The organism is Rhizobium cauense, assembly GCF_019511525.1.
In the GTDB taxonomy this organism is placed as follows: domain Bacteria; phylum Pseudomonadota; class Alphaproteobacteria; order Rhizobiales; family Rhizobiaceae; genus Rhizobium; species Rhizobium cauense.
On the sequence record NZ_JAEUAT010000015.1, the window covers coordinates 64,792 to 86,181 of the forward strand.

Here is a 21,390-nt window from a genome sequence, read left to right on the forward strand (position 1 = left end):
GGAGTAGCCCTTTGCTGAACAAGGACTTGCACACGTCAAGCAAGGCAGGCGAGCATGACCGCCGCGATGACCAGGCCCCGGGTAACCGGTTTCTCGGTCGCGTTGTTGCATGCAGCGGGTCTCGCGCCACCATAGCCGCAGTCGCCGAAGCCGGCGGCACGGAACTGGCCGAACTGTGGTCGGTCGGCAGGCTGATCTCGATCAGCGTCGGTCGAAACCGGGTGGTCGCCCTGGTCTATTCCATGAACACCGGCGGTCACAGTTGGGGTGAAGGCGAGGATAACTATTTCCAGATCGAAACCGAACTGCTCGGCGAAGTCCGTGTCGACGAGGATGGCCGCGAACAGTTTTCCACCGGCATCTCCCGTTATCCCTATCTTGGCGCCGTCGCTCATCGTATTCGCTCGACCGACTTGATGCGTATCTACGATGCCGGAAGCGGAACGACCGCCGTGATCGGCAAGCTCACCCAGGATGAAAGCATCGATGCCGCCATCCATATTCCTTCGATGCTGTCGAAGCATTTCGCCATCGTCGGCTCCACCGGCGTCGGCAAGTCGACAGCCGTGTCCTTACTCTTGCATAAGGCGATCGAGGCCGACCCGAAGCTGCGCGTCCTCATCCTCGATCCGCACAACGAATTTGCCGCCGCCTTCCCGAAGCACTCCGTTGTCATAGACACGGACACGCTCGATCTGCCGTTCTGGCTGATGAAACTGGAGGAGTTCGCGGAAGTCGTCTTTCGTGGTCGCACACCTGTCCCGGAAGAAGTCGATATTCTTCGCGACCTATTGCCGGAGGCGAAGCGCGCCTTCCGCGGCAGCGACAGTTCGCTCGTGAAACGCACAACCGAGAAGAGCTCGATTACTGCCGACACGCCCGTTCCCTACCGGATGGCGGATCTCCTCGCACTCATCGACGAACGCATCGGACGGCTCGAGGGTCGCGGGGAAAAACCGCTGCTTCGGTCGCTGAAGATGCGTGTTCTCGCTGCCATCAACGATCCCCGCTACCACTTCATGTTCTCCAGCAACACGATCAGTGACACGATCATGGAGACCGTGGCGGAAATCTTCCGCATACCCGGTGACAACAGGCCGATCTGCACCTTCCAGCTTTCCGGTATACCCTCCGAGGTCGTGAACTCAGTCGCCTCGGTGCTTTGCCGCATGGCCTTCGAAATCGCGCTATGGAGTGATGGCGCCATCCATATGCTCGTCGTTTGCGAAGAAGCACACCGTTACATTCCGTCCGACCCCAACCTCGGCTTCTTCCCGACCAGGCAGGCTATCGCCCGTATAGCCAAGGAGGGCCGTAAATACGGCGTATCGCTGGGGATCATCACTCAGCGCCCCGGCGAACTAGACCAGACCATCCTGTCGCAGTGCTCGACGCTCTTTGCGATGCGCCTAGCCAACGACCGCGACCAGGAGATCATTCGGTCAGCGATTCCCAACTCGTCGATCTCGACGACCAGTTTCATTTCCTCGATTGGCAACGGCGAAGCGATTGCCTTCGGTGAGGCGATCAGCGTGCCGATGCGGATGCGCTTCTCACGCGTCGAGGAACGCTACCTGCCAAAGGCCAACGGCGCCAATGTAAAGGTCAGCGACGAGGATCCCGACAACGTCGACTTGCGCAAGATCGTAACCCGCATGCGCGCGACAAGCGGCCCCGATATTTCGGCGTTCCAGCAAAGCTATTCCGCAGCGATGCCGCCGAGCGGTCCTTATGAGGACGAAGACGACTACGACGATTACGACAGCCCGGCAGCGACGCGCTCGTATCCGTCGGCGCCAGTTGCGACTCACGTATCAACAACGCCGCCACTCGCTCCAATCGAGCCGTACCGCCGCGAGATGTTGCCTGGAGCAGGCTCTCCGCGAGAGCCTCTGGCTACGGCGCCACGCGCAACCGCTGCAGCACCTGAAACGTCGATAGACAGCCGCCTTGAAGCGTTGAGGCGCGAGATCCATCGAGAACCTGCATCAGGGCAAAGCGATAATCCGCCGATCGCAGGGAGCATTCGCCGCGAGCCCGGCATGTCGCTCCGGGACAGCATACTGAAAAGGCCACTCAGCAGCCTGAATAACAAGGAATAACGCCACGCGCCCTCACTATAGGCGCTCCCAGCTTTCGTCCATCTGGTTGCGAAACCAGGTCATCTGCCGCTTGGCGTACTGCCGCGTCGCGGCGGCACCCCGCTCCAGCACTTCGTCGCGCGTCAGCTCACCGTTCAACATCGCCGCGATCTGAGACACGCCGATGGCCTTCATGACAGGCATGTCGGGCGACAGCGAAAGGGCGAGCAACGCCTTCACTTCGTCCTTCGCTCCCTGTTCCAGCATTTTTTCAAACCGCCCATTGATCCGCTGGTGAAGGACGGCGCGTGCCGGTTCTACGACGATCTTGCGCGCCGCCGAGGGGTCGATGATTACGGGCCCGGTTTGCGCCTGGAAATCGACGATCGAGCGCCCTGTCGCCTCGACAACCTCCAGCGCCCTCACGATACGCTGTCCATCCTGCGCACGAAGGGTGCCGGCGGCCACGGGATCGCGCTCTTGCAGTTGTCGATAGAGTTCGTCGGGCCCTTCCTCCTGCAGGCGAGAACGGAGGCGGTTGCGCACGTCCTCCGGTATTGCGGGCATGTCGGAAAGCCCGCCAGTCAATGCCTTGAAGTAAAGCCCGGTCCCGCCAACGAAAATCGGCTTTCGCCGCTCGGCACGAAGCCGGTGCAGCAGATCCGTAACATCACGCAGCCAGCTGCCGGTGGAATAGGCGCGACCGGCTGGAACATGACCGTACAGGTGATGTGGCACGCCTTGCATGTCCTCCTCCGAGGGACGCGCGGTCAGCACGTGCAGCGTGTCGTAGACCTGCATGCTGTCGGCGTTGACGACGACGCCATCGTGCTGTTTTGCCAGTTCGACGGCCAAGGCGGACTTGCCGCTGGCGGTCGGCCCGGTTATCAGGATCGCGTTCACTGCGCTCAGAAGGTTTTCCATCATGGCCCTCGTTGCCACGCTTGTTGCCAATCCGTCAAATCCTGTTCTCACGCCTGATATCGCCGAGCAGGCAGCCGATGCAGTGAAAGCTTCCGGCCTTTACTGGCTCGCCGACGGGATCGCCTGCGATATCGCGCTGAAGGATGGGACCGACGAGGAGGTTGCCCGCGCCAGCATTATCGCTGTGATCGGCAGCGCAGCAATCGATCTCGTCATCCAAGATACCGAGACGCGCCGCAAGAGGCTACTGATTGCCGACATGGACTCCACCATGATCGGCCAGGAATGCATCGATGAACTCGCCGCCGAAGTCGGACTGAAAGAAAAGGTCGCCGCCATCACCGCCCGCGCCATGAACGGCGAGATCGCTTTCGAGCCTGCCCTTCGCGAGCGTGTCGCGCTCTTGAAGGGATTGCCGATATCGGTCGTCGATGAAGTCATTGCCAAGCGCATCACGCTGACCCCGGGCGGTCCTGAATTGATCGCTACCATGAAATCGAAGGGACACTACACCGCGCTTGTCTCCGGCGGCTTCACTGTCTTCACCGGCCCCATCGCAAAGACGCTCGGCTTCGATGAAAACCGGGCGAACATTCTTCTGGAAGACGATGGCGTCCTCTCCGGCTTCGTCGCTGAGCCTATCCTCGGCAAACAGGCCAAGGTGGATGCGCTGAACGACATTTCAGAGAAGCTTGGCATTTCGCCAAGTGACGCCATTGCTGTTGGTGACGGCGCAAATGACCTCGGCATGCTGCAACTGGCAGGATCCGGCGTCGCACTGCACGCCAAGCCGACGGTTGCAGCACAGGCGAAGATACAGATCAATCACGGTGATCTCAGCGCCCTCCTTTATGTCCAGGGCTACCGAAAAACCGATTTCGTAACGCCATGACAGTGATCCTGACGACCGATCGCCTGCGTCTGCGCAATTGGACCGAAGAGGACCGACCGCTCTTCCACGAGATCAATTCCGACCCGGACGTAATGGAGTTCTTCGCCGTCCGTCGCGGCCGCGCGGAAGCCGATTCCATGCTGGACACTATCCGCGATAGCATCACCACGACAGGGCTCGGCTTCTATGCAATGGCTCTCAAGGAAACCGACGAGCCGATCGGCTTTTGCGGTCTGTGGAAACCCAAACTCGAACCGTTCCTTCCTGCGGACGCCATCGAGATCGGCTGGCGTCTTGCGAGGCGGCATTGGGGCAAAGGGTATGCGACGGAAGCTGGAGCGGCGGCACTACGCCGCGGCTTCACAGAGTTCGATCCAAGCGAAATCGTTTCTTTCGCGGTGACCGACAATCACCGTTCCACCGCCGTGATGCGTCGACTGGGCCTGCATCATGAACCGCAGCGCGATTTCGACCATCCCCGCGTGCCTGACACGCATCCGCACCTGAAACGCCACGTTCTCTATACGATTAGCCGTCAACAGTGGAACCAGACGACCGGCTGATACCGATTGCACGTTCGCGCATGAAACGCTTGCGGCCCGCCGCGTTGACGCAGGCATGAGAAGGCGCCTTCGTTCCGTCATTCCCGAAATGATGGCGCATCCCGCGTCTCATCATTCCATCGGCACTGCCACAAACCGCAGATCACCGTTCGACGAAGCGATCATCATCTGAGCGTTGCGCCGGCCTTCCTGCTTCAGCGACTGCACTTTCGCGGCAACCGCCTCTGGCGAGCGCATGAACTCCTGGGCAACTTCGACGATCACGTCACCGGGCTTCAGGCCTTTTTCGGCGGCCAGCGATCCAGGTGCGACTTCTGCGACAAGCACGCCGTCGACGCTTTCAGCGATACCAAATGTCTTGCGGGTCTCAGCGCTCAGTTCTGACAGCGAAAGGCCAAGCACGTTCTTCGGGTTCGTTGCGTCAGGTGTCGCCTGATCCGTCTTGCCCTTTGTGTCGGGCATAGGCTGGCTCTGCTGGTCATCTGGCTCATCCATATCCTGGTTTTCATCCGGGTCCGGATTGATGACGCCGCCTTTGCTGTTCGAGCCGGCATCGTTCGAGGCGGCCTGATCGCTGTCTTCCAGGCGGCCGAGCTTCACCTTCACGGTCTGCTCCTTGCCGTCACGAAGGACGACAACATCCACTTCCTTGCCAACCGGGCTTTCTGCCACGACGCGCGGAAGGTCGCGCATTTCGTTGACGGGCTTGCCGTCGAATTTCAGAATAACATCACCCGCCTTGATCGAGCCGTCATCGACCGGACCACCCTTGATGACGCCGGCAACCAGCGCGCCCTTGGCGCTCGAAAGACCGAGGCTGTCTGCCACGTCGTCGGTCACCGGCTGAATGCGAACACCGAGCCAGCCGCGGCGCGTCTCGCCAAACTCGCGCAGCTGATCGACGACACCGGCGGCCAGTTCCGATGGGACAGAGAAACCGATACCGATCGATCCGCCGCTTGGCGAAATGATCGCCGTGTTGATGCCAATGACCTCGCCCTTCATGTTGAACAGCGGACCGCCGGAATTGCCCTTGTTGATGGCCGCATCGGTCTGAATGAAATTGTCGTAGGGGCCGGCATTGATGTTGCGTCCACGGCCGGAAATGATGCCAACCGTGACGGAGCCACCGAAGCCGAACGGATTGCCGATCGCCATCACCCAGTCACCAATGCGCATGACGCTGGAATCGCCGAATTTGACGGCCGTCAGCGGCGCCTTCGGCTCAACCTTCAGGACTGAAAGGTCGGTCTTCGTGTCGGTACCGATCAACTTTGCCTTCAGCTTCGTTCCATCAGCGAAATTGACCTCGATGTCATCGGCGCCCTCGATCACGTGGTTGTTCGTGACGATGTAGCCTTGCGGGTCAATGACGAAGCCGGAGCCCAGCGAGTTGACGTTGTGGTTGCCGCCCTTGTTACCTTGCTGCTTGTTGAAGAAGTCGTTGAAGAATTCCTGGAATGGAGAACCGTCAGGCGCGCGTGGAGCCGGACCGACGCCCTCATCATCCTTGACATTCTGCGAGGTGGAAATGTTCACGACCGCATTCAGAAGCCCCTCGGCAAGATCAGCAACGGATGCCGGACCGTTCGTCGGCGGCGTGCCCTGGGCATGAACCGCCTCGGTCAGACCAATGTTAGCCAGAAGTGCAGCGCCGGCCAGGAGAGCGAGCGATCGTCTGAAGGTCGGGCGTGTCGTCGGGGCCATCAAGCATCCTCATTTCAAGTAAAATGCACTCTGACCATCAGCATAAGGCGGAATGATGGAGGGTGAAATCACCTTTTCGCGAATTCCCGTGCAATCTGACGTTTGCTATTGGCTCCATCACGTCGCGGAATAAAAAAGGGCCGGCAAACAGCCGGCCCTTCGTATTTTGCAGGTTTCGGTCGTCGATCAATTCGTCGGCGCAGTCGGCATCGCCGGCGCCGCCGCCGGACTTCTCGGCGCGCCGCTTTCGTTGTCGAAGAAGCGGAAGAACTGCGAATTCGGGGACAGCACGAGCGTCGTGTCCTGCGAAGGCAGAGCCACCGAATAGGCCGCCATGGAGCGATAGAATTCGAAGAACGCGGGATCCTTGCTGAAGGCATCAGCAAACAGGCGGTTGCGCTCGGCATCGCCCTGACCACGGAGGATTTCAGAATCGCGCTGTGCGTCGGCGGTAATTTCGACCACTTGCCTGTCCGCGATAGCGCGGCGACGCTGGCCTTCTTCCGTACCCTGCGCACGCAAGAGTTCGGCTTCGGCAAGACGCTCCGCACGCATGCGGTCGTAAGTCTTCGGCGCAACTTCACGTGTCAGATCCGTACGACGGATCCGAACGTCCTGAATGTTGAGGCCAAGTGCTTCCGCATCGCGATGCAGGTCATCGCGAACCTCGAGCATCATTGCCACGCGCTCTTCCGAAAGCGCGGCGTCAAAGTCGCGCAGACCGTAGACGCGGCGAAGCGAGGAATCGAGCTGCGTACGAAGGCGCGCTTCCGCGGCCTCTCGATCGCCCGAGACCGTTTCGCGGAACTTGCGCACATCCCTGATGTCATAGACCACGAAGGCGTCGACGTCGAAGGTCGCACCGCCGCGAACCTGCACGCGGATGTTGTCTAGGTCGAAGCGGAGTGCCTGCCGTTCGACGATCTGGACGCGATCGGCATCCATGAACGCAAACGGAAGCTTGAAGTAGATGCCGGGCTCGGTCTTCACCGACTGGATCTGACCGAATCGGACAACGATCGCCTGCTCACGCGCGTTCACGACGAAGATCGACGAGTAGAGCACAACCAGGATGGCGGCAAGAATGCCTAGGATAAGAGGAAGCCTGTTCGATGTCATGGCTCAACCTCCCTGCTGTGCCGGCTTGCCGATCTCGTTGAGCGGCAGGTAGGGAACGACCCCCTGCTTCTCGTCGATCACGACTTTCTTGGAATTCTTCAGAACCTGCTCCATCGTTTCGAGGAAGAGGCGCGTACGGGTGACTTCAGGCGCTTTCGCGTACTGCTCGTTGATGGCCATAAAGCGCTGGGCCTCACCTTCGGCTTCCTTGACGACGCGATCCTTGTAGGCGGCAGCCGCTTCACGGATCTGAGCGGCGTCACCGCGCGCCTGACCGAGTTTCTGGTTGGCGTATTGGTTGGCCTCTTCGACCAGCCGCTGCTTGTCCTGGTCTGCGCGCTGCACTTCTTCGAAGGCATCGGCCACCTCACGCGGCGGCGCCACGTCCTGGATCGTCACCGCTCCGATGGAAACACCGGCCCTGTAACGGTCCATGGTGCCCTGAACGATGTTGGCGACTTCGGTCTCGATCGGCTGACGATTGTCACGGAACGCGTCCTGAGCAGGACGGCGACCAACGACTTCGCGCATGGCGCTTTCGGCGACCTGCTGGAGAGTCTCGGCCGGATTTTCGACGTTGAAGAGATAAGCCTTGGGATCGCTGACCGTAAAGAACACGGAGAACTGGACGTTCAGGATGTTCTGGTCGCCCGAAAGCATCAGACCGCTTGATGACGAAGAGGACGTCGACGCTGCGCCGATGTTCTGCTGCTGCATGGTCACCTTGACGATCTCGACAGTCTCCATCGGCCACAGGTGGAAATGCAGACCCGGCGTCGCGATCTCATCCTTCGGATTGCCGAAACGCAATTCGACGCCGCGCTCGTCGGGCTGGACGATGTAGATGCACTGGAACAGCCAGAACACTACCAATACTGCCGCTACAAGGACGAGTACACCACCATTGAACCCACCGGGTACGATATTGCGAAGCCTGTCCTGGCCACGCCGGATGATATCCTCAAGGTCGGGCGGCCCGCCCCTGCCACCGCCGCCACCGCGTGGGCGATTGGGCCCTTGCCCCCATGGTCCCTGATTGTTACCGCCGCCGCCGCCCCAAGGGCCGCCGCCGCCATTCTGATTGCTCCAGGGCATCAAAACCTCGTTATTCGTTAAACTCCGATCGCCTAACCCGCGGGGGCGGCAGATAACTGCGATCGTGACCGTTATAGGTATCGCCGCATCGGCTTTCAACGCAACATGAGAAACTTGGCGATATTTATTGGAAAATAGTTGGTTTTCAGCTGCTAACGGCGGTCGTAGACCACGAACTTCGTGGGATAGCTGTCCCTGTCGCCTGCCGGTACGTCAATCGTCTCCGTCGCCGTCCAAAACGCCGGGTCGATCGGGGGAAAGAATGTGTCCCCCTCCACCGTCGTTTCGACGTGCGTCACGCAAAGTCGGTCGGCGAGTTCCATCGCCTGCGCGTATATCTGGCCACCACCGACGATGCAGATCTCTTTCTCACCATTGCGGCTAGCAACTTCCTCTGCGACATCCATGGCTTCAGTCAGGGAATGAGCCATTCGCACATCCGGATGGTCGATGCCGATCGCCTGGCGTGAGATCACAATGTTCGCCCGTCCCGGCAGCGGCTTGCCGATCGAATCATAGGTTTTCCGGCCCATGATGACAGGCTTGCCGAGCGTCAGCGCCTTGAACCGCTTGAGATCGGTCGATAGCCGCCACGGCATGTCGCCTTCGCGCCCGATAACGCCGTTGTCTGATACGGCAACAACTATGGTCTTGCGAATTCCCGACATGGATGTCTCCGATCAGACCGCGATCGGCGCCTTGATGCTGGCGTCGGCCTCATAGCCAACGAGCTCGAAATCCTCGAATTTGAAACCGAAGATATCCTTCACTTCAGGATTGATGCGCATGAACGGCAGCGGCTTCGGCGCGCGGGTCAGCTGCAGCTTCGCCTGCTCGAAGTGGTTGTGGTAGAGATGTGCGTCGCCCAGCGTGTGGACGAAGTCGCCGAGCTTCAAGCCCGCGACCTGCGCCACCATCATCGTCAGCAGCGCGTAGGATGCAATGTTGAACGGGACGCCGAGGAAGATGTCGGCAGACCGCTGATACAGCTGGCAGGAAAGTTTGCCGTCGGCGATATAGAACTGGAACAGGCAATGGCACGGCGGCAAAGCCATGTCGTCCACTTCCGCGGGATTCCAGGCCGAAACGATATGCCGACGCGAATTCGGATTCTTGACGATGCCGCCAACAAGATTGGCGATCTGATCGATATGGCCGCCATCCGGAGCGGGCCAGGAGCGCCACTGTGCTCCGTAAACCGGGCCGAGATCGCCGTTTTCGTCGGCCCACTCGTCCCAGATCGAGACACCGTTGTCCTTGAGGTAGCCGATGTTGGTGTCACCACGCAGGAACCAGAGAAGCTCGTGAATAATGGAGCGAAGGTGCAGCTTCTTAGTCGTCAGGACAGGGAAGCCCTCCTGCAGATCGAACCGCATCTGGTAGCCGAACACTGAGCGCGTGCCTGTACCGGTCCGGTCTCCGCGATCGGTCCCGTGTTCCATCACATGCTTCAAAAGATCGAGATACTGCTTCATCGTTCGCCGCCGATTCCCTTCTGTTCCTATTTAGGCGCTTCGGTTGTCGAAACCAATCGCCATTGGCCCTTTATCCCGGCAAATCTCCATACGCGCGAGGAACACTGCGATCGACCGGCTGAACCTATGTCGAAAGCCTCGAGGCCTCCAGGTCTTCCCCAGCCGCACAACGCTTTTGTGACGACGCCTCTTCCCATCCACTGCGGAAAACACTATATCAGCCGTTGCCGGTCTTCGGACCGGCTATGGCGATAAATGAGCGGTGTAATAAACCTATTGGACCCGGGGGCGGTACCCGGCGCCTCCACCAAAAACCGGCGGGCTAACAAAGAGATGGCCGGCTTTTGATGGGGGCGAAACAGGATCGACAAGGGTGTAAAGATCGTCTTTTTGCTCGGCATTGTACCGCCGTTATCGGGCTAAAATTGTAGTTGCAAACGACAACTATGCGGAAGCTCGTCTCGCTGCTTAATCGCGGTGTGACACTTCAAATAAAGCCCTAGTGGTTCGCACCTCTAGGCGGGGTCCGAAGGCACCTGGCAACAGAAGCCTTCACCTTCTCCCTTGCGCGCAAATCATGTATGGTTTGGTCAAGCATGACTCGGCTCCGGCCTTTTCCAAGGCGCCTTGGCATGGCATACAGCCTTGGGAAACGAGTCCGAACCAAAGAAAGACAGGAAAAAGCATGGGGCAGGATCACATCCGTTACGACATTCTGGCACAGGACGCACTGCGTGGCGTCATCCGCAAGGTTTTGTCTGAAGTTGCCGCGACGGGCCGCCTGCCGGGCGAGCATCATTTCTTCATCACCTTTCTCACGGGCGCTCCCGGTGTTCGCATCTCGCAACACTTGAAGGCTAAGTACCCTGAGCAGATGACGATCGTCATCCAGCACCAATTCTGGGAACTGAAAATCACCGAAACCACTTTCGAGATCGGCCTGTCTTTCTCGGACGTTCCGGAAAAACTGTTCATTCCCTTCAATGCAATCCGCGGCTTCTACGATCCCTCCGTCAATTTCGAACTGGAGTTTGACGTCCCTCTCGCAGACAGCGAAGAACTGCCGGCAGCCGAGATTACCGCCTACCCCGTCGCTGAAAAGACCGAGGAAGCATCAGCCGGAAAAGGCGAAGGCGAGGAAAAGAAGCCCGGTTCCGTCGTCTCGCTCGACGCCTTCCGAAAGAAGCAGTAAAACGAAGGGAAGCGATTGCTTCCCTTTTTCAATTCGGATCGAGGCCAGCCGTGACCGCCGAAGTCGTCAATCTGCGACAGTTCAAGAAGAAACAGGCCCGCGCCGAAAAAGAGAAGCAGGCCGAGCAAAACCGCATCTCCTTTGGCCGCACCAAGTCCGAGAAGCAGCTCACGACGGCACTCAATGAGAAGGCCGAACGGTCTCACCAGCAGGGCCGGATCGAAAAGTCCGACGACGACAAATGAGCGTCCCGAGAAGCAAAAATGATTCCGGGATCAATCTGTTGGATGTCTTTCTGGAATCATATCCTGAGCAGCCTGAACCGAATTCTGAAGCTTTGGGATGATCCGCAAGCACTCGGCTACCCTGCACGGACACCGCACCAGCTTTTCCCTGGAAGACGAGTTCTGGACCGAGCTGAACGCGATCGCAAAGGCCCGCGCCATACCGCTTGCAACGTTGATCTCCGACATAGACGATAAACGACAGCCGGAAAGCAACCTCTCGTCAGCGCTGCGCGTTCATGTCCTTCACTGGCTGAAATCCAAGGGCGTCAGCTAGCTCACGCCCTCCGACACTTTCGACGTCGGCGCTATTGCGGTATCTGCACACCCGGCAGTCCCGGTATCGTCTGGAAATTGAGCGAGTTCTCAGGCGGCACGGCAAGCTGCTCCTGGGCCCGCCGTGCGGCCTCGGCGGCGCGAGCATCATCCGCTGCGGCCTTTGCACGTGCCTCCGCCGCGGCTTTCGCTTGAGCTTCTGCCTCAGCCCTCGCCTTTGCTTCAGCCGCCTGCCTGTCGCGCTCGGCCTGCGCTGCCAGAGCCCTCAAACGTTGCTCTTCGGCCTGCCGCTGCGCTTCGAAGGCAGCAGCCTTTTGTCGCTCGGCATCGTTGAACTTGTAGAGCGCGACTTCGCGGCGCAGCCGTTGCTTTTCCAGTACGTTCGACTGCAGCCGCTCGACCCGTCGACGTTCACGTTCGAAAGCCCGCAACGATAGGAAGCCGGTGATGTCGGTAACGTCCATGGTTCGACCCGGCGACGCAAGCAGCCCTGAAAAGTCGAGGCGTACCGCGGGCTCCGCGCCCGGAAGCACGTCGCCGCCGGGATTGAGGGCGATGTTCAACGATGCGTTGATGCGCTCCTGTGGTAGATCAATCTGGCCGTTACCGACAACCTTGGCCTGATCGGTCGTCGCACTGACGTTTTGAAAACGCAGAACACCATCCGTCACGTTAAACGGAACGGCGGTCGGCGGCAGCTTCGCCTCGCCGTTGTTGAGCAAGGTCTCGACGATCGGATGAACCTTACCAGCATTCAGCTGGTCTTCCATGGGGTCGGTCGCAGCCAGCAATGGCGCCAGCATGCCAAGATTGAGCCCGCGAACGCTTGTATCGCCGAGCCGCATTTCGCCGGAACCGTTGAGCGAACCGACGATATCCTTCATCGACTTGCCGGACGCTTCCATGGAAAGCGCCAGCCCGAACTTGCCATTTGCGACAGGCGCTCCGTCGCGTGTCCATACGACGCCGGCCAAGTCCGCATCCGCCATGGCGAGCTTCGTCTGGAGGAATCCAGTCCCATCGGCATTGGTGAGAAGCAAGTTGCCATTGAAGGTACCGCCATCCCAGCCGCCCTTCATGTCATTCAGCTGCAGTTCGTCGCCTTTGTAGACGACAGCAGACGAGAAGTCCGAGACTGCACCCGACCAGCCCGGCCAGAATTGCTTGACGGAGAGCTTGAGATTGACGTTCATGTCCTTGAACACGGGAAGCCCGAGCGCTCCGCCCGACAGATCACCGGTTGCCGCATCCGTCATCGGCCCGTAGACGGCCTCGCCAAGCCATGCGGCGTCTACCTTGGAGAGCGTCATATCGCCTGTGGCCGTCGTTGTTTCGGCCTTGCGGTCGACCGTCAGTGCACCGCTGAACTCATTGTCGGCGGCATGTCCTGCGATGTCGGCCAAAGCGATCTTTTCGCCATCGATCGTTGCGTTCGTGGTCAGCTTGAACGGCAGGCCCGTCCCCATCTGCGGGATCGCGATGCCGTTCATGACAAGATACGGATCAAGGTCGGCGCTCTCCAGGGACACCGCAAGCTGTCCGTTCATGAAGGCTTGCGGGCGAACGTCAACCTTGCCCGCGGCCGTAAACGAGGTGCGGTCGGTCGCAAACGTTAGCTGCGCGTCGGCAGGATCCGTACCTTCGGCCTGCACCTTGAGTGTCAGGCGCCCGTTCGCGTCGGCATCCACCGGCAGAGGATCGAGGCCGGCCTGCCCGAACAGGATGGAGGTGACGCTGTTCTCCAGTGTCGCTTCGAGGCTCGTCGTTCCCTTGCCCGTCAGCGCCAGCAGATCCGACATGCGATAGTCAAGGTTGACGCGGCTGCCGTTGCTCACTCCAGCTAACGTCAGGGTCAGACCGTCGCCCCCTTCCCCTCCAAGCGTCAACGCTCCGCGCAGCGCCGTGTTCGTGTACCATGCGGCGTTGCGAACGAGCCGATCCATAACCGGATGCTGCGGCAGATGCTGCTTGAGCATCGTAAAGAATGAGCCCGGATCGGCCGATTTGAAGGTGATTTCTCCAGACCCCTTGTAGTCGAGGAGAGATCCCTCGACGCGACCGGTCGCGGTCACTTCGGCGCCTGCCAGGTTCTTGACGGAAAGCGTCTGGAACGCGAGAGCCCCATCGGCAATCGCAAAGCTTGTTTCCACATCAGCCGCTTCGACGCCAAAGGCTGTGAACTTGTCTGCCTTCAGTTGCGCGTTGATCTTGTGATCGAGCACGTTGTCGCCCGCGTCCTGGCCGGTAAACAATCCGGTCAGCGCGCGCAGCGCATCGAGATCCAGCGCATCGCCGGCAAGCGCCACGTCCAGCGTCGGTGTCTGGTTGACGACCGATTGGCGCTCCAGCCGCCCCTTGAGCGTCGCCTGGCCGACAGCGATCTCCAGATTGTTGAAAGTCTGTCGATCATGGGTAAGGCTGACATCGGCCGAAAAGCCGGCCTGCCGCAGTTGCCGGAGCGCTGGATCGACGGAACCGGCAAGCCAGGCGGCAAGCCCGGTAGGCTGGTTGGATGCCACGGTGATCTGTCCGTCGAAGGACGGCTGCCCCTGAAGTTTGAGGCTGCCCTGCCCCTCAACCTGCGTACGGCCCGGGAGTGTGCCCACGAAGTTGTCAATCGTCCAGCCCTTGCCGGCAGGCTGGACATCGAGCTGGATGTCACGGATCGTCGTGTCTCCCGCGACGATTGCCGGCAATCGAACGCTCGCCTTCCCGGGCACCTGCGGAACCGGCACCTGCGAAACGATCTGAATAAGGGCGTTCAAGCGCTGGCGCGCCGACAAACCGGGATCACGCGTGGTCTTGCCGTTGGCGCCCTGATTGCCGATGCGATTGACGTCGATCTGCTGGCCGTTCGCAATCAGCAGGAATTGTGGCTTGCTTCCGGTGTCCAGCGTCGCCTCGCCCGTGACGACGTACGGATCGTCCACAGCTCCGACCTCCAGACGATACTCCGGTATCCGGATGCTGTCGTTGGTAAGTTCGAACTTCCCCTTCAAACGCGGAGGCACGTCAGCCTTGTCGGCCTTCTTGCCGTTGCGGTTCTCGATCGATGCCGACACCGTTCCCTGATAGTTCGGTCTGCGGTCAACGAGCTTCAGCTCGCCGTCGAGATCAACCGTGACCGGTTGCCTGTCAGGCTGCAGGCGCGTGCGCATCCTCAGGATGCCGTTCTCGTCGGGTTGGTTGCTGGCGATGGTGAAGCTGCCATGCTCGCCATCCAGAGCCGCATCGCCTTCGATCCGCCACGGACCAGCGAGCGACTTTGCCGACATTTCGGCATTGAGACCCGTAATGTGCCGCGACCGTCCCGACTGATCGTCTATGAACTGGACATCGCCGCCGCTGACATGAACGTTTTCGAGAACGACAGTCTTGGCCGGAATTTCAGGTTGGCTTCCGCGGGTCCAGTCCAGGGTGCCGTCCTTCAGCAGTCGCAGCTTCACCTTCGGGTTGACCACGCGCATGTCGAAGATCAGCGCTTCGCCCGACAGGAAAGGCGCAAGTTCCGCGTCCATGGAGAACTGCTCGACCTGCACGATGGGCGACCCGTCAAGCTCCTGACCGACGCGCACGTCGTGGAGTGTCACCGACGGAAACGGCAGCAGGCGCGCGTCCACGGCCCCATGGACGACGACCTTCTTGCCGATGATCCGGCTCGCCTGGTCCTCGAAATTCCTTCGAAAGTCGGTCCAGTCAATAAACAGCGGCGCCAGCAGCGCCACGAACAGCGCCACGACAACCACACCGCCCAAAAAGACGAGGAACCGGCCTACCAACTCAACAATTCTCCATTCGGGAATCCATCGCGGACACTAGAACATGATACCGAAAGCTGTGAAGCAGCTTTCGGGCAACATCATGCTCTATTTACTTGATTTGGAGATGATTTCGCCTGATCGCCAATTAATCTTCCGCTGCCCCGATCTCGGTCAACCGCAGACCCAACGGAATCCAATTTCAGGCGCGGTGGAATATCTTGCCTGGATTGAAAATATCATCCGGATCGAGCGCTTTCTTGACCTGCCGCATCAGCTCGACGGTGCCGCCGAGCTCTTCCTCGAGGAATGCCATCTTGCCCTGGCCGATCCCGTGTTCGCCAGTGCACGTGCCGTCCATTGCCAGTGCGCGAGCGTTTAGTCGACCGACAAAAGCTTCAGCGACAGCAATGCCTTCCGCCGTCTTGTCGTCGAACAACAGGAGCACATGAAAATTCCCGTCGCCCGCATGACCGACAATCATCGCCAGGAGACCGTGCTCCTCAATGTCGGCCTGCGTCTCGCCAATGCAGTCGGCAAGACGGGAAATCGGCACGCAAACGTCGGTCGACAGCGCAGCCATCTCAGGCGCCAATGCGCGCGACGCCCAATACGCGTCGTGCCGCGCCTTCCAGAGCTTGCTGCGCTCCTCAGCGTTGACTGTCCACGAGAACTCTCCGCCGCCACATTCCGAGGCGATCTCTGCAAACTGCTCCGACTGCAATGCAACGGTTTCATCGGTTCCGTGAAACTCGAGGAAGAGCGTCGGCTTTTCCTCGTAGTTCAGCTTTGAATAAGCGTTGCAGGCGCGGATTTGCAGTGCATCGAGAAGTTCGATGCGGGCAACGGGAATGCCCATCTGAATGGTCATGATAACTGCATCACAGGCAGCGCGAACGGTTGGAAACGCACAGACGCCACCGCCGATCTTCTGCGGGATCCCCTGCAGCCGCAGCGTCACTGAAGTCAATATACCAAGCGTGCCTTCCGCCCCGACGAAAAGCCGGGTCATATCGTAACCGGCGGATGACTTTCGCGCGCGTCTGGCAGTGCGGATCTCCTCTCCGTTTGCCGTGACCGCAGTGACGGCAAGCACGTTGTCCTTCATTGTGCCGTAGCGCACGGCATTCGTCCCCGAGGCGCGCGTGGAGGTCATGCCGCCGATCGAGGCATTCGCCCCTGGATCTATCGGGAAGAACAGACCGGTATCGCGAAGATACGTGTTCAGCTCCTCGCGCGTCACACCCGGCTCGACGGTGCAGTCGAGATCCTCAGCATTGACTTCAAGAATCCGATTCATCCGGCTGAAATCGATCGATATGCCGCCATTGGGTGCATTGACCTGGCCCTCAAGTGACGAGCCGGTTCCGAAGCCGATCACGGGCACCTTGTGCTCGGCGCATATCCGCACGGCGACCTTCACATCGTCGCTGCTTTCGGCAAAAAGCACGCCGTCGGGCAATTGCGCCGGAATGTAGGTGGTGGTGTGCGCGTGCTGTTCGCGAAAGGCTTGACCAGTCTGGAAGCGCTCGCCGAAGCTCTGCTTCAGGACGCCGAGCGCAGCGACGATGCCAGCCTCGTTTCGTGCTCCGGTCTTTGCGTCTTTGAGCGCCATCTCTTTGATCCCCTTCACCTTCACTGCCGGGAGGCAGGTTGGTATGAGACAAGAGACGGCGCCTGTCTAGTGCAAGATTGGGGAGAACAGTCCCCTGCTGAACCCCTTAAACCAACGACGGGTTGAGGCGCGCGAAGGCCTCCTGCCTGCGGTATGGAACGTATGGATAGGGCGCGGTCACGGCACTCGCCTTATCGAGTTTCTCCACCTGTTCCTTCGACAACGACCAGCCAACGGCACCGAGGTTTTGCCGCAGTTGCTCCTCGTTCCGCGCGCCGATAATGACGCTTGAAACAGTTGGGCGGCCGATCAGCCAGTTGAGCGCGATCTGCGGAACGGTCTTGCCCGTCTCTTCGGAAATCTCGAACAGCGCATCGACGATATCGTAAAGCTTGTTGTCATCGACAGGCGGCCCGTACTCAGCCGTCTGGTGCAGGCGGCTTCCCTCCGGCAGCGGTTGACCGCGCCGGATCTTGCCGGTGAGACGACCCCAGGCAAGCGGGCTCCAGACCAGCGCGCCGACGCCCTGGTCGGCGGCGAGCGGCATCAGTTCCCATTCGTAGTCGCGTCCGGCAAGAGAGTAGTAGACCTGATGCGCGACGTAGCGCGGGTGGCCATGCCGCTCCGCGATCCCGAGCGACTTCATCAGCTGCCATCCGGCAAAATTGGAAACGCCGACATAGCGGATTTTTCCTGCGGCGATCAGCCCGTCCAGCGTCGCCAGCACCTCTTCGATGGGCGTCGAGGCATCGAAGGCATGCAACTGCAGCAGGTCGATATAGTCTGTACCCAGCCGCTTCAATGCGTCGTCCGTTGAGCGAATGAGACGCGCGCGTGACGTTCCCCAATCCGCGGGACCGTCGCCCATCGGCAACGCGATCTTGGTCGAGATCAGTACGGCATCGCGCCGCCCCGCGATCGCCTGGCCAAGAACCTCCTCCGAAGCACCAGCCGAATAGACATCGGCCGTGTCGAACAGATTGACGCCGGCCTCCACCGAGATGTCGATCAGGCGCCGGGCTTCAGCGGCATTGGTATTGCCCCATGCCCCGAAGAGCGGACCTGAGCCTCCGAACGTTCCTGCGCCGAAACTCAAGACCGGCACCCTGAGGCCGGATGCGCCGAGATTTCTGTATTCCATGACCTGTCTCCTGTTGTTCCATGCAAGAGATAGACACTGTCTTTTCTGTGATATAGATTGCCGAAAGGAAAACCATTCATGAATTTAAGTCATCATGAGCAGACAGGACATCAATCGCTCGGGCGAAATGGAAGTCTTCGTGCGTGCCGTCGAACTCGGCGGCTTCACCGCCGCCGCACGCGCCTGCCGCATGACACCGTCCGCCGTCAGCAAGCTCGTAGCGCGGCTTGAGGCACGTCTCGGCGCACGCCTCGTCAACCGTTCGACCCGCAAGCTGCAACTGACGTCGGAAGGCTGCGCCTTCTATGAGCGCAGCGTATCCATTCTGGCCGATATTGCCGAGGCAGAGCGATACGCATCCGCAGGAGAACAGGCCGCAGGTCCGATCCGCGTCAACACTAGCGCCTCCTTCGGTCACCACATCCTGTCGCCGCTGATATCCGATTTTCTCGCGCTCCATCCCGCCGTCACCCTCGACATCTCGCATACGGACGCGATTGTCGATCTCGTGGAAGACCGGGCCGACGTCGCAATCCGCGCCGGGCCGCTGAAGAGCTCCAGTCTGATTGCCCGCAAACTCGGGACCACGCGGAAGGTCATCGTGGCGTCGCCGGCCTATCTGAAGCGCACCGGCGAGCCAAAATCCGTTGTGGACCTGAAGCATCACCGCCGCATCGGCTTTTCATATGCACGCAGCGTGCAGGGCTGGCCGCTTCTTCAGGATGGAGAAACCGTAACCCTGCCGATCACGCCAGGCGTTCAGGTGGGTGACGGCGAAGCAATGCGATATATGGCCGTGTCCGGCGCGGGCCTTGCCCGCCTTGCCACCTTCACCGTCCGCGCGGATATCGAGGCAGGTCGGCTCGTGCCGGTCCTCGAAGACCTCAACCCCGGTGATATCGAAGAATTCTACGCTGTCTATATCGGCCAGGGTGGTCCTTTGCCGGCTCGCGTACGGGCTCTGCTCGACTATCTGGCGGAGCACGTCACCCTTTAGAGCCTTTCAGAGTTAAATTGAGCGTTCTGCCGGAGCAGGTTTGCGTCAGGGCAGAGGCGATCGGCGAAGGGCATACCCGGGCGTATGTCCGAGCCGATCACCTCTGATCCTGGCGAAAAGATGCCCGGCCGAACGCTTAAGTTTAACTCTGAAAGGCTCTAAGGCTTGCGAGATCTACAGGATTTCGCAATTGACCCCCTCCATCGCTGGCGCCTATATCGACGCAGTGTTCTCCGGCGTCTCCGGCCGGCCTTTTTGCCAGCCAGTGCGGCTCCCCTGCTTCGTCTCGATCGCGGTTCCAGCATTGGCAAGACATGCACTGGACCATGCCGTTGTACGACTCCAGCCGCTTCCTTCGATATGCCAACCTCCCCCGGTGGGCTTTGTTGCTCGGCATATCGACCCTGCTCGTCGTCGGGCTCGAAATGCTTGGCCTGCCGGCCTCCCTGCTCATCGGGCCAATGGTGGCAGCGATCATCCTCGCGCTGTCGATCGGCCAGGGATCCCTTCGCGTTCCACGATGGCCCCTCTTCTTCGGGCAAGCGCTCGTCGGGTTCCTGATGGCGCGAGCCATCACCGTCGACATTCTGAAAACGATGGCAGTCGACGCGCCGCTTCTTCTCGCGATGATCCTGTCCGTCATTGTCGCCGCGGCCGGTCTTGGCTGGCTGCTGACGCGCTGGCAGGTCCTGCCCGGAACGACGGCGGTGTGGGGCTCGTCCCCGGGTGCAGCGTCCGCGATGGTCATCATGTCGGAAGCCTACGGCGCCGACGCTCGCCTCGTTGCTTTCATGCAATATCTCAGGGTGGTCTTCGTCGCTGTCGCGGCCTCAGTGGTCTCGCGCCTATGGGTGGCCGCAGATGGCGGCGAACCGCCGGCCTTTATCCTCTTCCCACCGGTTGACTGGCCAGCACTTGCCGCCACGGTCGCGCTCACCTGCCTGTCAGCCTATGTGGCAGTGCGTCTTCGCATTCAGGGTGGCACCATTATCGTGCCATTGGTACTTGGCTCGGTGCTGCAGGGCTTCGGCCTGCTCACGATCGAGCTTCCGCTTTGGCTCCTCGCAATCAGCTACGCCCTGATCGGCTGGAGCATCGGGCTGCGCTTTACCCGTGCCATCGTCATACACGCCGCGCGCGCCCTGCCTCGCGTCGCCGCCTCGATCCTGCTCTTGATGTCGATCTGCGGCTGCATGGCCTTTGCCCTGCACAAGTTCGCCGGTGTCGATCCGCTCACGGCCTACCTTGCCACCAGTCCTGGCGGCGCCGATTCCGTGGCCATCATCGCCGCGTCAAGCAACGTCGACGTGCCATTCGTGATGGCGATGCAAACCGGCCGCTTCCTGGTAATCCTGTTCACCGGCCCAATGCTGGCGCGCTTTATCGGCCGCCGCTCAGGGCTGTCGGAGAAGCCCGTCTGAGTCCCGCCCACTGGCCGGGCGTCATACCGTACGCCTTCTTGAAATGGCGCGTCAGATGGCTTTGGTCGGCAAAGCCAGTCGCAGCAGCAACATCCGAAAGCCCCTCGCCCGCACCAATCATGGCGCGCGCCTGCTGCAGGCGCCGCATGAGGAGATAGCGATGCGGGCTCGTTGCAAAGGCGGCCCGGAAGTGCCGCGCGAGCGAAAAGCGGTCGAGGCCGGTGACAACCTCCAGCTCGCCTGATCGGACGGCTTGCGTTGCATGTGCTTCGAGATAGTCCCGCGCCAGTCTTGCGCGCTGCCACGCCACGCTACCGAGCGGACGCTGCGGCGTCTTTGCATGCTTCGCAAGCCCTCCCGCAACACGCGAGACAAAATCATCGACGAAGAGTTCGTCAAGCTCGCGATCCAGTTCGCCAAGCGCTGCGAGCAACGTTCCCGCCAGAACAGGGTCACCGATTACCGGTTGATCAACAAACGGAAGCCCGATCTTCTCCCTCTCCAGGCACTCGAGCAGCAACGCCGGCTCCAGATACAGCATTCGATACTGCAGCCCGTCGTCGGTCCCGGCACCCCCATCATGCTCTTCATCCGGGTGAAGGACGATCACCTGCCCCGGCAGGCTGAAACGCTGCTCTCCGCGATAGGAAAAAGTCTGCACGCCCTTCATCGTGACGCCGAGCGCATAGGTATCATGTCGATGCGGCTCGAAGGCGTTGCCCGAGAATTGCGCCTCTATGCGCTCGATGCCTGGAAAGGCCGGCGCGGTCACGATCCCGTCTGTGCCAGGCCCCGTGCACAAACGTTCAAGACCTTCGAAGGCGTGAATGGTTACATCCTGGTCCAACGC

Annotated in this window: 18 protein-coding genes and 1 other RNA gene; 9 read left to right on the forward strand and 10 right to left on the reverse strand. The window is 60.3% G+C overall.

The genetic code is table 11. The annotated features are described in order from the left end of the window. Positions 1-11: 11 nt before the first annotated feature. A complete protein-coding gene (locus tag JNB88_RS23950) occupies positions 12-2,102 on the forward strand; it encodes an ATP-binding protein (RefSeq protein ID WP_220357595.1) in 2,091 nt (696 codons plus the stop codon). 15 nt (positions 2,103-2,117) lie between these two features. On the opposite strand, the gene miaA is transcribed toward JNB88_RS23950, so the two are convergent. Next, on the reverse strand, positions 2,118-3,005 hold the full coding sequence (miaA, locus tag JNB88_RS23955; RefSeq protein ID WP_220357596.1) for a tRNA (adenosine(37)-N6)-dimethylallyltransferase MiaA: 888 nt from the start codon (positions 3,003-3,005) through the stop codon (positions 2,118-2,120). 1 nt (position 3,006) lies between these two features. On the opposite strand from miaA, the gene serB reads away from it, so the two are divergent. Both serB and JNB88_RS23965 read left to right on the forward strand, forming a co-directional pair. Further along, complete coding sequence (gene serB / locus JNB88_RS23960; protein ID WP_220357597.1) at positions 3,007-3,897, forward strand: phosphoserine phosphatase SerB; 891 nt, start codon at positions 3,007-3,009, stop codon at positions 3,895-3,897. Next, positions 3,894-4,460: a GNAT family N-acetyltransferase gene (locus JNB88_RS23965; protein WP_220357598.1), complete on the forward strand. Its 567-nt coding sequence runs from the start codon at positions 3,894-3,896 to the stop codon at positions 4,458-4,460. The genes serB and JNB88_RS23965 overlap by 4 nt, the downstream gene beginning before the upstream one ends. 111 nt (positions 4,461-4,571) lie before the next feature. Here the strand turns inward: JNB88_RS23965 and JNB88_RS23970 are convergent, their stop codons facing one another. The 5 genes from JNB88_RS23970 to JNB88_RS23990 form a co-directional block, all read right to left on the reverse strand. Then, positions 4,572-6,167 (reverse strand): DegQ family serine endoprotease, encoded by a 1,596-nt coding sequence (locus tag JNB88_RS23970; RefSeq protein WP_220357599.1) that lies wholly within the window; start codon positions 6,165-6,167, stop codon positions 4,572-4,574. Positions 6,168-6,353: 186 nt separating this feature from the next. Next, positions 6,354-7,286 (reverse strand): protease modulator HflC, encoded by a 933-nt coding sequence (gene hflC / locus JNB88_RS23975; protein ID WP_220357600.1) that lies wholly within the window; start codon positions 7,284-7,286, stop codon positions 6,354-6,356. Between the two features lie 3 nt (positions 7,287-7,289). Beyond that, positions 7,290-8,381, reverse strand: a complete 1,092-nt coding sequence (gene hflK, locus JNB88_RS23980; RefSeq protein ID WP_220357601.1) for an FtsH protease activity modulator HflK — start codon at positions 8,379-8,381, stop codon at positions 7,290-7,292. A gap of 152 nt (positions 8,382-8,533) precedes the next feature. Continuing rightward, positions 8,534-9,049: a dihydrofolate reductase gene (locus JNB88_RS23985; protein ID WP_220357602.1), complete on the reverse strand. Its 516-nt coding sequence runs from the start codon at positions 9,047-9,049 to the stop codon at positions 8,534-8,536. A gap of 12 nt (positions 9,050-9,061) precedes the next feature. Next, the gene (locus JNB88_RS23990) at positions 9,062-9,856 is read right to left on the reverse strand and encodes a thymidylate synthase (RefSeq protein ID WP_220357603.1); all 795 of its coding nucleotides are present in this window, start codon (positions 9,854-9,856) and stop codon (positions 9,062-9,064) included. 186 nt (positions 9,857-10,042) lie between these two features. Between JNB88_RS23990 and ssrA the strand changes: the two genes are divergently transcribed. The 4 genes from ssrA to JNB88_RS24010 all read left to right on the forward strand — a co-directional run bounded on the left by ssrA (position 10,043) and on the right by JNB88_RS24010 (position 11,609). After that, positions 10,043-10,413: a transfer-messenger RNA gene (ssrA, locus tag JNB88_RS23995) on the forward strand. 128 nt (positions 10,414-10,541) lie between these two features. Then, entirely contained in the window at positions 10,542-11,048 is a 507-nt protein-coding gene (locus JNB88_RS24000; RefSeq protein WP_037129053.1) for an SspB family protein, read from the forward strand. Positions 11,049-11,098: 50 nt separating this feature from the next. After that, complete coding sequence (locus tag JNB88_RS24005; RefSeq protein WP_037129056.1) at positions 11,099-11,293, forward strand: DUF4169 family protein; 195 nt, start codon at positions 11,099-11,101, stop codon at positions 11,291-11,293. Between the two features lie 97 nt (positions 11,294-11,390). Continuing rightward, the gene (locus tag JNB88_RS24010) at positions 11,391-11,609 is read left to right on the forward strand and encodes a ribbon-helix-helix domain-containing protein (RefSeq protein ID WP_220357604.1); all 219 of its coding nucleotides are present in this window, start codon (positions 11,391-11,393) and stop codon (positions 11,607-11,609) included. A gap of 31 nt (positions 11,610-11,640) precedes the next feature. Here the strand turns inward: JNB88_RS24010 and JNB88_RS24015 are convergent, their stop codons facing one another. The 3 genes from JNB88_RS24015 to JNB88_RS24025 all read right to left on the reverse strand — a co-directional run bounded on the left by JNB88_RS24015 (position 11,641) and on the right by JNB88_RS24025 (position 18,122). Continuing rightward, the gene (locus tag JNB88_RS24015; RefSeq protein WP_220357605.1) at positions 11,641-15,387 is read right to left on the reverse strand and encodes an AsmA family protein; all 3,747 of its coding nucleotides are present in this window, start codon (positions 15,385-15,387) and stop codon (positions 11,641-11,643) included. 181 nt (positions 15,388-15,568) lie between these two features. Further along, the gene (locus tag JNB88_RS24020; protein ID WP_220357606.1) at positions 15,569-16,981 is read right to left on the reverse strand and encodes an FAD-binding oxidoreductase; all 1,413 of its coding nucleotides are present in this window, start codon (positions 16,979-16,981) and stop codon (positions 15,569-15,571) included. Positions 16,982-17,087: 106 nt separating this feature from the next. Further along, entirely contained in the window at positions 17,088-18,122 is a 1,035-nt protein-coding gene (locus tag JNB88_RS24025) for an aldo/keto reductase (protein ID WP_220357607.1), read from the reverse strand. A 94-nt stretch (positions 18,123-18,216) separates the two neighbouring features. Between JNB88_RS24025 and JNB88_RS24030 the strand changes: the two genes are divergently transcribed. Both JNB88_RS24030 and JNB88_RS24035 read left to right on the forward strand, forming a co-directional pair. Further along, a complete protein-coding gene (locus JNB88_RS24030) occupies positions 18,217-19,119 on the forward strand; it encodes a LysR family transcriptional regulator (RefSeq protein ID WP_220357608.1) in 903 nt (300 codons plus the stop codon). A gap of 326 nt (positions 19,120-19,445) precedes the next feature. Then, positions 19,446-20,540: an AbrB family transcriptional regulator gene (locus JNB88_RS24035; RefSeq protein ID WP_220357609.1), complete on the forward strand. Its 1,095-nt coding sequence runs from the start codon at positions 19,446-19,448 to the stop codon at positions 20,538-20,540. Here JNB88_RS24035 and JNB88_RS24040 read toward each other — a convergent pair. Further along, positions 20,500-21,387, reverse strand: coding sequence for an AraC family transcriptional regulator (locus JNB88_RS24040; RefSeq protein ID WP_220357610.1), 888 nt, complete (start codon positions 21,385-21,387; stop codon positions 20,500-20,502). The two genes, JNB88_RS24035 and JNB88_RS24040, sit on opposite strands and share 41 nt — an antisense overlap. Positions 21,388-21,390 lie beyond the last annotated feature (3 nt).

Bases quoted from the DNA above. Each gene is read 5' to 3' on its own strand.
- JNB88_RS24020 (WP_220357606.1), bottom strand. From the start codon at position 16,981: ATGGCGCTCAAAGACGCAAAGACCGGAGCACGAAACGAGGCTGGCATC.
- JNB88_RS24030 (WP_220357608.1), top strand. From the start codon at position 18,217: ATGAGCAGACAGGACATCAATCGCTCGGGCGAAATGGAAGTCTTCGTG.
- JNB88_RS23990 (WP_220357603.1), bottom strand. From the start codon at position 9,856: ATGAAGCAGTATCTCGATCTTTTGAAGCATGTGATGGAACACGGGACC.
- JNB88_RS24010 (WP_220357604.1), top strand. From the start codon at position 11,391: ATGATCCGCAAGCACTCGGCTACCCTGCACGGACACCGCACCAGCTTT.
- JNB88_RS23970 (WP_220357599.1), bottom strand. From the start codon at position 6,167: ATGGCCCCGACGACACGCCCGACCTTCAGACGATCGCTCGCTCTCCTG.
- hflC (WP_220357600.1), bottom strand. From the start codon at position 7,286: ATGACATCGAACAGGCTTCCTCTTATCCTAGGCATTCTTGCCGCCATC.
- JNB88_RS24000 (WP_037129053.1), top strand. From the start codon at position 10,542: ATGGGGCAGGATCACATCCGTTACGACATTCTGGCACAGGACGCACTG.
- JNB88_RS24025 (WP_220357607.1), bottom strand. From the start codon at position 18,122: ATGGAATACAGAAATCTCGGCGCATCCGGCCTCAGGGTGCCGGTCTTG.
- JNB88_RS23965 (WP_220357598.1), top strand. From the start codon at position 3,894: ATGACAGTGATCCTGACGACCGATCGCCTGCGTCTGCGCAATTGGACC.
- JNB88_RS24035 (WP_220357609.1), top strand. From the start codon at position 19,446: ATGCCGTTGTACGACTCCAGCCGCTTCCTTCGATATGCCAACCTCCCC.
- miaA (WP_220357596.1), bottom strand. From the start codon at position 3,005: ATGGAAAACCTTCTGAGCGCAGTGAACGCGATCCTGATAACCGGGCCG.
- serB (WP_220357597.1), top strand. From the start codon at position 3,007: ATGGCCCTCGTTGCCACGCTTGTTGCCAATCCGTCAAATCCTGTTCTC.
- JNB88_RS23985 (WP_220357602.1), bottom strand. From the start codon at position 9,049: ATGTCGGGAATTCGCAAGACCATAGTTGTTGCCGTATCAGACAACGGC.
- hflK (WP_220357601.1), bottom strand. From the start codon at position 8,381: ATGCCCTGGAGCAATCAGAATGGCGGCGGCGGCCCTTGGGGCGGCGGC.